Consider the following 8,078-nt stretch of genomic DNA (forward strand, 5'->3'; position numbering starts at 1 on the left):
GGCTTGCGCGTCATGTCGGGCAGCGCGACCTTCAGCCCGCGCACGGAGAACAACGGTTCAACCATGCGACCGCCTCCAGGCCTGGTCTGCGGCAGCGATCTCTGAAGCAAGCCCTGCGAGGACTTCGTCGTCCACCGGCTTCAGCGAGGCGAAAGGATCGGTGTAGCGTGGCGTCGCCGCCATCAGCGCTCGCGTGTAGGGATGCTGCGGTGCTGCGAAGAGGGCAGCCGTGTCGGCCTCCTCCACCACCTTGCCGGCATAAAGCACCGAGACTCTCTGGCTGATCTTGGCGACGACGCCGAGATCATGGGTGACGAACAGGATCGCCGTGCCATGCTCGCGCTGCAACTGCACGATCAGCCGCAGGATCTGTTTTTGCACGGTCACATCAAGCGCCGTGGTCGGCTCGTCGGCGACGATCAGCCTTGGCTCCGCGGCGAAGGCCGCAGCGATCAGCACGCGCTGGCGCATGCCGCCGGACAGTTCGTGCGGATAGCTTTTCAGCACGCGGTCGGGATCGCGGATTTGCACCTCGTCCAGCAATTGCCGGATGCGGGTATCGGCCTTCTCGCCACTCCAGCCGAGGATGCGCACCAGCCGGTCGGTCATCTGCGAGCCGATGCGCCGCGACGGGTTGAGCGCGGTCAGCGGGTCCTGCGGGATCAGCGCCGTGCGCGCCCCAATCAGCGTGCGTCGTGCCTTGGGCTGCAATTTGCCGAGGTCTTCACCCTCGAGCAGCATGTCGCCTTCGACAATGCGCACGCTCGACGGCAGCACACCGAGCACCGCCTTGCCGATCATCGTCTTGCCGGCGCCGCTTTCGCCGACCAGCGCGCGGACCTCGCCGGGCTGGACGGAGAGCGACACCGAGCGCAATACGCGCTGGCCGTTGGGCAGCACCGCGCTCAAATCCCTGATGTCGAGGCAGGCGCTCATCGCAGCACCGGATCGAAACGCGTCTTCAGCGCCTCGCCGAACTGGCTGAACGACAGCACGGTCAGGATCAGCGTGATCAGCGGGAACACCAGCACCCACCAGGCCTGATGGATCGACAGCCGGCCCTCGGCGATGATGCCTCCCCAGGTCGGATCGTCGGTCGAGATCGACAGATTGACGAAGGACAGGATCGCCTCGACGATAACGGCGATGCCCATTTCCAGCGACAGCAATGCGACGATCGACGGCACCACATTGGGCAGCACTTCGCGCAGCATGATGCCGATGCGGCCGTAGCCGGCAATGCGGGCATTCTCGACATAGTCCATGCGCGACTGACCCATTGTCTCGGCACGGATCACCCGGCAGAAACGCGTCCAGTCGATGATGGCGATGGCCAGGATGACGGAACTCAAGCCCGTGCCGAGCACCGCCACCAGCAATATGGCGAACAGCACCGGCGGAAAGGCCATCCAGACATCGACGACGCGCGAGATGATGCGGTCGGCCCAACCGCCGAAATAGCCTGCGATCAGGCCTAGCGTCGAGCCGACCAGGCACGCAGCGACGGCTGCGGAAAAGGCGACGATGAAGGCGATGCGGCCGCCAAAGATCAGCCTCGACAACAGATCGCGGCCGAGGCTGTCGGTGCCGAGCCAATAGCCGGGTTCGGCTCCATTCATCCAGAATGGCGGCAACCGCTCCAGCATCAGATCCTGCGCCAGCGGATCCTGCGGCGCGACCAGCGGCGCGAAGATTGCCGCCAGAAGCGCCAGCAGCAGCCAGCCGCCGGCCAGCCACAGGCGTGGCGACACACCTCGCCTTCGAGCACGGCCCTCATCCATGGCGCAGCCTCGGATTGAGCAGCGCATACATCATGTCGACGCTGAGATTGATCAGCACGAACAGCAGCGCGAAGACCAGCACGATGCCCTGGATCAGCGGCAGGTCGCGGTTGATGACGGCGTCGATCGCCATATTGCCGAGGCCCTCATAGGAGAACAGCCGTTCGACGATGACGGTGCCGCCGATCAGGAAGGTGAACTGCACGCCGACCAGTGTCAGCGTCGGCAAAGCGGCATTCTTCAAGGCCTCGCGCAGGATGACCTGCGTTTCCGAAAAACCCTTCACCCGTGCCAGCACGACGTAGTCGAGGTCGAGCACTTCCTTCAGCGACTGTTTCAGCAGCTGCGAGATGATTGCTGCCAGCGGCAGCGCCAGCGCCACGGCCGGCATCAGCATGTGCTTCAGCAGATCCCAGGTGAGGTCGAGGCGCAGGCGCAACAGGCTCTCGAACAGATAGAACTGGGTGACGAAGGGCAGGTCCAGTTGCGGCGACACCCGCCCGGAAATGTCGAAGATCGGCACCAGCACGCCGAACAACAGGATCAGCACCAGGCCCCACAGGAAATCGGGAATCGAAAGCGCCGCGCCGCTGGCGATGTCGATGCCGACCTCGACCGCCGTGCCGCGTTCGCGCGCGCCGATGATCGCCGTCGTGCCGCCGATCGCCACCGCCATCACAAGCGCGACGATGGCGAGTTCCAGCGTCGCCGGCAGCCGGTTGAAGACGAGACCCAGCACATCCTGCCGCAGCGAAATCGAAGTGCCGAAATCGCCCCGGGCCACGCCCGACAGCCAGATGAAGAATTGCTGGACGATGGTCTTGTCGAGGCCGTAGAGCGCGCGCAGCCGGGCAATGTCGGCATCCGTCGCGCCGGGCGGCAGCATCATGGCGATCGGATCGCCGGGTGCGACGCGGATCACGACAAAGACGACGACGGCCACGCCGAACAGCGTGATCAGCATCGTCAGAAGGCGGATCAGGAATCGTTGCAGGAGCATGTAAATCTTTGCAGGAGCTCGTTGGCTCGTATGCCGGATAGAAATGCGCGCCGTCGCTATGGACGGCGCGCGGCAATTCCAGGCCGATGTCAGGCCGGGGTCATCAGGGCCGGCAGCAGCGCGCCGGACACATGCTGCACCACATTGACGCCCTTGGCATGCACGATCGGCTGCGCATACTGGATCAGCGGCAGCACATAGGCCTGCTCGGCGATGTATTTGTCGACAGCCTTCCAGCCGGCGATGCGCTTGGCCTCGTCCTTTTCGCCCCACAGCGGGTTGATCATGTCGATCAAATCCTGGCTGTCCCACACCGAATGCGGGCTCGGGCCGTACATGGCAAAGCCGGTCGAGGTGGTCGGATCGCCGATGGCATTGCCCCAATTGTAGAAGGCGGACGGCGCCAGCTTGTCGGCGGCGCGCAGTTCGTAGTGCTTGGCGATCTCGTAGACTTCGATCGTCGCCTCGATGCCGACCTTGCGCCACATGCCGACGATCGCCTGGATCATCTCATAGTCCTTGGGCTTGAAGCCCTTGGTCGTCTGGATGGTGAACTTGACCGGCTTTTCCGGCGAATAGCCGGAAGCGGCGAGCAATTCCTTGGCCTTTTCCGGATTGTGCTCGACCTTGATCGACGCGTCGTAGGATGCGTATTCCGGCGTTTCCAGCGTATCGATCGGCTGGCCGTAGCCGCGCAGCAGGCGATCGACCAGAAGTTTCTTGTCGACGGCCATCACGGCGGCCTGGCGGACGTTCTTGTCCAGCATCGCCTCGATGTCGTTGAAGAAGATCATGCCGATGTCGGAAACGTTCTTGCACGAGCCGGCCAGCCCGTCCTTGGCGATCAGCCGGTCATACTCCTCATAGGGAATTTCGAGCGTCACTTGCGAGGAGCCGGATTCGATCTCGGCGACGCGGCTTGCCGCGTCGGCGACGAACTTGATCGTCACATTCTCGAAGGCCGGCTTGCCGCCCCAATAGTTCGGATTGGCCTTGAGCCGCAGGAAGGCGTTGCGCTCGAACTTTTCCACCATGTAGGGGCCGGTGCCGATCGGCGCCTTCTCGAAACCTTCGGCGCCGACCTTCTCGTAGTAGGCCTTCGGCATGATGTAGCCGGTCAGGAACGACATCCATTTGAAATAGACCGGGTCGAACTGCACGACGTCGCCCGTGATTTTGTTGCCGTCGATCTTGAAGTTGTTGACGTTCTTCCAGACGAACTGGATCGGGTTGCCCGTCTTCTCGTCGCCTGCCCGCTGCAGCGACCAGACGACGTCCTCGGCCGTGAACGGCGAGCCGTCATGCCAGGTCACGCCTTCGCGCACCGTCATCATGATCTTGGTGCGGTCGTCGTTCCAGCCCCATTCGGTGAGCAGGCCAGGCGCGAAGGACAAATCGGGCTTCTGCGGGATGAATTGGTCGAACACCGACTGGTAAAGCCCCTGGATGGTCGGGTTGACGGCCGACGGGCCGGTGGTCGGATCCCAGGATGGCAAGTTGACGTTGTAGGCGATGGTCAGTTCGCCGGCCGCTGCCTTGGCGATCTGCGGCAGGCCGACGGCGGCCGCCCCGAGTGCCGCGGCGCTGTATCCCAGCAATTCACGTCTGTTGATTGTCATGGTCGTTCCCCTTGTTGGTTTTGTTTCTGCGCGGCGTCTTCAGGTCATTGGTTCAGGCTTCTCGGGCAGCAGCGCCTTGCCCCTCGTAGCCTCAAGGAAATCCTCGGCTCCTACCTCCCGCCAAGCTGTTGCGCGAGCATGAAGCCCGACGCCGCACCGGTGCCGGCGCCCGGCCATGTCGCGGCCCCGGTGAGGTGCAGATTGGCCACCGGCGTGTTCCATCCGGCATAGCCGCGCGCCGGGCGGAACAGGAAATTCTGCGCCAGATGATGGCTGCCGCAGACCTGGTCGCCACCGACGAGATTCGGGTTCTCGCGCTCGAGATCGATGGGCGAAAACACGGCCCGGCCGAGGATCTGGTTTCGCAGGCCGGGCGCATAGGTCTCGATGATGTCGAGGACACGCTCGGCGTAGGCTTCCTTCACCTTGTCCCAATGGTCCGGTGCGATCTTGCCGGCGGCATCGCCCAGGATTTCGGCGGGCAGCATGCGCACCTGCACCCACAGCACATGCTTTCCCTGAGGCGCCCGCGATGGGTCGATCGCCGTCGGCTGGCCGACGACCAGCACCGGTTCGTCCGGCAGCATGCCCGCCATCGCATGCTGATAGGTGCGCGACATGGCGTCGAGCGAGGGCGACAGATGCACATAGGCGAACTGCCGAAGCTCCGCTCCGGCACGCCAGTCGGGCAGATCGTCCAGCGCCAGATGGATCATCATCGTGCCCGGTGCGTGGCGGAACTTTTGCATCGCCGAGTCGAAGCCGGCGTCGCCGGAACCATTGGGCAGCAGCTTGCCAGTCAGCGCCTTGGGCGCAACGCCGGCAATGACTGCCCTTGTGGCGGTATGGGTCTCACCGGAAGCAAGCCGCACGCCGGTCGCCCTGCCGGCGGAAACCGTGATCTCGGCCACTCCGGCGCCGGTGACGATCTTGCCTCCAGCAGATGTGACCATGCCCGACAGCGCCTTAATGATGGTGTCGGCGCCGCCTTTGCCCAGCACCATGCCGAAACTCTGGTTGGCCATCGATTCCAGATAGGGGAAGACGGCACCGCCGGCGATGTCGGGCGCGAAGTCGAGATGCATGCCCCAGGTGGCGAGCGTTGCCCTGATATGCGGCGACTCGAAATTCTCCTCCAGCCAGGCGCGGGGCGAGGACAACAGCAGCCGGCCCGTATCGAGCGCCCCGGACATGCCCTTCTTGCGCCACAGGTTCCACGCCGTGCCGGCAAGCGCGCTGGCGCGCATCGGCGATCCCAGCAGCCGGAACAGGTGTTCGGCCTCAGCCGGGAAGGCGGCAACCAGCCTGCGCCATGTCTGGGCGTCGGCGGCGGAGAAGGCGGCGATGCGCGCGGCGGTCTTTTCCAGATCGTTGCTGACGCCGAACCAGCGTCCGTCGGGGAAGGCGCTGGCGAAACAGTCGACGACCGGGGCGAACTCCAGCCCCTGCGCTTTCAATTCATTTGCATATTTCCGGTGGAAGGCCGAGCCGGCGAAGAGGCTCAGATTCATCGCGCCGAAATCGTGGCGGAAGCCGGGAAGGGTGAATTCGCGTGTCTGGACGGCGCCGCCGATTGTCGCACTGCCCTCGAAAATCCCGGTTTTCCAGCCTTTGAGCGCCAAATGCGCGGCGCATGCCAGACTGTTGTGGCCCGCCCCGACAAAGATGGCGTCGAACTCGCTCACGCCTCGTCCCCATTTCCTTTATGCTTAAAGATAATTGCAGATGCATATGTTTTCGTCTAGTAGGATATTAAGGGCCGAGACGAGCCTTGATCATCACACGAAAGAGGGAACTTCAAACCATGGACACCCAAAAACTCCTCGGCGAAGTCGCCGGCCAGCTTCTTTCAGGCGCCATCAAGGTGGTCGACCTGTCGGCGCCACTCGGGCCGGACACGCCGTTGATCAAGCTGCCGCCAGAACTCGCCGTCGACACGCCGAAGGTCGAGATCCACAACATCTCCCGTTACGACAAGAACGGTCCGTGGTGGGCCTGGAACTGGCTGAAGCTCGGCGAGCATTCGGGCACGCATTTCGATGCGCCGCAGCATTGGATCAGCGGCAAGGATTATCCGGACGGCGCCACCGACACCATTCCGGCGCAGAATTTCGTCGGCCCGGTCAATGTCATCGACTGTTCGAAGGAAGCCGCCGCCGACCCCGATTTCCTGCTCACCGTCGACCACATCAAGGCCTGGGAAGCCGAGCATGGCGCGATCAATGCTGGCGAATGGGTGGTGATGCGCACCGACTGGTACAAGCGCAACGGTTCGGAAGCCGAGTTCCTCAACGCCAACGAGACCGGGCCGCACACGCCGGGGCCGACGGCCGAAGCCATCCAGTTCCTGATCAGCAAGGACATCAAGGGCTGGGGCTCGGAGACGATCGGCACGGATGCCGGCAAGGCCGGCGGCATGGAGCCGCCATTCCCGGCGCACACGCTGATGCACAAGGCCAACCGCTACGGTCTTGCCAGCCTCTGCAACCTCGACCAGCTGCCGCCGAAGGGCGCCATCCTGATCGCGGCGCCGCTCAAGATCGAACATGGCACCGGCAGCCCGATCCGCGCGCTGGCGCTGGTTTCGAAGGGCTAAGCGAAAGCGTTTGCCGTGACCCAGCCGGATCACATCATCGTCGGCAGCGGCATCAACGCACTGGTCTGCGCGGCGATGCTCGGGGGCAAAGGGGCGCGTGTGCTCGTCCTGGAGCGCAACGACCGCATCGGCGGCTGCCTGCGCACCGAGGAGATCACCGCGCCCGGCTTCATCCATGACGTGATGGCGACGACCTTCGTGCTGTTCATCACCTCGCCGGCCTTTGCGGCACTGGGCGCCGACCTCGCGCGCCACGGGCTGGAGTTCTGCCACACGGGAACGCCGACCGGCGTGCTGCGGCCGGACGGCAGCCATGCCGTGCTCAGCACCGACCGTGCCGCCAACGTCGTCGCCCTTAATGCGATCGCGGCAGGCGAGGGCGACCGCCACGCGGATGATGTCGGCGGCATCGAGCGCAATGCCGGCCTGCTGTTCGGCCTGCTCGGCGGCAGCCTGTGGTCCTATCCGACAGCGAAGCTGCTGGCCGGTGATGGCTGGCGCCGTGGCCCGCGTGGCCTTGCCGCCTTTCTCGGCGAGGCACTCGTGCCGGCGCGCGGCTGGCTCGAAAGCACCTACCAGTCCGAAACCATCCGTGCGTTGTGGGCACCCTGGGTACTGCATGCTGGATTAGGCCCTGAAGATGCGTTCTCCGGCCAGATCGCCAGGGTTATCGCTTTCGCGCTTGAGGCGGCGGGCGCGCCGATCGTCAAGGGTGGCGCGCAGAACCTGCTGGCGGCCTTCGAGGCTTTGATCCGGGAACGCGGCGGCGACATCCGCACCGGCGCCGACGTCGCTTCGATCGTTCAAAGCAATGGCCGGGCAACCGGCGTGCTGCTGGCCTCGGGTGAGACAATCACGGCCAACAAGAGCGTCATCTGCTCGGTCACCCCGACGCAGCTCTATGGCAGGCTGCTTGGCGCGGATGCTCCCAAAGCCGATGTCGAGGCGACGCGGAAATACCGCTATGGCAAAGGCAATTTCCAGATCCACTACGCCCTGGACAAATCGCCAGCATGGCGGGGCGAAGGCCTGGACAAGGTGGCACTGCTGCATCTGACGCCTGGGCTGGATGACGTCTCGAA

General features: G+C 64.3%; 7 protein-coding genes. 2 read left to right on the plus strand and 5 right to left on the minus strand.

Annotated elements, in window-relative coordinates; translation table 11 throughout:
- Positions 1 to 57 precede the first annotated feature (57 nt).
- From EN893_RS10635 to EN893_RS10655, 5 genes are all read right to left on the minus strand, one after another.
- A complete protein-coding gene (locus tag EN893_RS10635) occupies positions 58 to 936 on the minus strand; it encodes an ABC transporter ATP-binding protein (protein WP_127269248.1) in 879 nt (292 codons plus the stop codon).
- Positions 933 to 1,781 carry an ABC transporter permease gene (locus tag EN893_RS10640; RefSeq protein ID WP_127269247.1) on the minus strand — a complete coding sequence of 283 codons (849 nt, stop codon included), beginning with the start codon at positions 1,779 to 1,781 and terminating at the stop codon, positions 933 to 935. The genes EN893_RS10635 and EN893_RS10640 overlap by 4 nt, the downstream gene beginning before the upstream one ends.
- Positions 1,774 to 2,781, minus strand: coding sequence for an ABC transporter permease (locus EN893_RS10645; protein ID WP_127269246.1), 1,008 nt, complete (start codon positions 2,779 to 2,781; stop codon positions 1,774 to 1,776). The genes EN893_RS10640 and EN893_RS10645 overlap by 8 nt, the downstream gene beginning before the upstream one ends.
- Before the next feature lie 89 nt (positions 2,782 to 2,870).
- Positions 2,871 to 4,400 carry an ABC transporter substrate-binding protein gene (locus EN893_RS10650; protein ID WP_127272536.1) on the minus strand — a complete coding sequence of 510 codons (1,530 nt, stop codon included), beginning with the start codon at positions 4,398 to 4,400 and terminating at the stop codon, positions 2,871 to 2,873.
- A gap of 110 nt (positions 4,401 to 4,510) precedes the next feature.
- Positions 4,511 to 6,085: an NAD(P)/FAD-dependent oxidoreductase gene (locus EN893_RS10655; protein ID WP_127271274.1), complete on the minus strand. Its 1,575-nt coding sequence runs from the start codon at positions 6,083 to 6,085 to the stop codon at positions 4,511 to 4,513.
- 119 nt (positions 6,086 to 6,204) lie between these two features.
- Between EN893_RS10655 and EN893_RS10660 the strand changes: the two genes are divergently transcribed.
- Positions 6,205 to 6,996: a cyclase family protein gene (locus tag EN893_RS10660; RefSeq protein ID WP_127271588.1), complete on the plus strand. Its 792-nt coding sequence runs from the start codon at positions 6,205 to 6,207 to the stop codon at positions 6,994 to 6,996.
- A 15-nt stretch (positions 6,997 to 7,011) separates the two neighbouring features.
- Positions 7,012 to 8,078, plus strand: a 1,067-nt coding sequence (locus tag EN893_RS10665) for an NAD(P)/FAD-dependent oxidoreductase (protein WP_164900792.1), incomplete at its 3' end; no start/stop codon positions are given.

This window comes from Mesorhizobium sp. M7A.F.Ca.CA.004.04.2.1, assembly GCF_004022825.1.
In the GTDB taxonomy this organism is placed as follows: Bacteria; Pseudomonadota; Alphaproteobacteria; order Rhizobiales; family Rhizobiaceae; genus Mesorhizobium.

Coding starts and splice junctions, on each gene's coding strand:
- EN893_RS10635 (WP_127269248.1), bottom strand. CDS start 936: ATGAGCGCCTGCCTCGACATCAGGGATTTGAGCGCGGTGCTGCCCAAC.
- EN893_RS10640 (WP_127269247.1), bottom strand. CDS start 1,781: ATGGATGAGGGCCGTGCTCGAAGGCGAGGTGTGTCGCCACGCCTGTGG.
- EN893_RS10645 (WP_127269246.1), bottom strand. CDS start 2,781: ATGCTCCTGCAACGATTCCTGATCCGCCTTCTGACGATGCTGATCACG.
- EN893_RS10650 (WP_127272536.1), bottom strand. CDS start 4,400: ATGACAATCAACAGACGTGAATTGCTGGGATACAGCGCCGCGGCACTC.
- EN893_RS10660 (WP_127271588.1), top strand. CDS start 6,205: ATGGACACCCAAAAACTCCTCGGCGAAGTCGCCGGCCAGCTTCTTTCA.